This is a genomic window from Citrobacter sp. VF227, assembly GCF_052950715.1.
The window spans coordinates 1-488 of the sequence record NZ_JBRFVF010000318.1; the positions used below are offsets into that span (position 1 = coordinate 1).

1 protein-coding gene is annotated in these 488 nt (G+C 73.4%); it reads right to left on the reverse strand.

Translation table 11 applies throughout. From position 1 onward, the window contains the following. Positions 1-2: 2 nt before the first annotated feature. Positions 3-488, reverse strand: a 486-nt coding sequence (locus ACU8YC_RS26515; protein ID WP_446896196.1) for an SAM-dependent methyltransferase, incomplete at its 5' end; no start/stop codon positions are given.

Below are 488 nucleotides of genomic sequence, written 5' to 3' on the forward strand. Positions count from 1 at the left end.
CGTCAACGCACGACGCCCCTCCGGTACTCGAAACGCCCGAAACGCCAGCCGGCGGCACGCCGGCGCCCGGCGAGCGCCCGGCCCACGCGTGGCCCGAGGCCAACGCCGGCGCGCCGGCCATTCGGCCGTCCGATGCCGATCTGCCCCACGCCGGCGCGCGCGAATTTGCGCCGCCGCCGCGCCCGACGCTCGACCTCGATCTCGATCGCAGCGCAACCGCGAAACACGAGCCCGATACCGCCCGCGCCTCCGCCTCGCCGCCCGGCGACGCCGTCGAACCCATGCTCGCCTCGCACGCGGCGGCAGCCGCCGCGCTTGCCCACCGGGATGATGCGAGCGTTCGGGCAATGTTCGAGCACGGCGGGGTTGACCAGGTCATCGATCATCACCACCTGTGCCTCGCCCAGCGCGCGTACGGCCTTGAGGGTCAGCAGCTCCGGGTCGCCAGGGCCGGCGCCTACCAGCCAGACTTTTGCGTTCATGGGGTA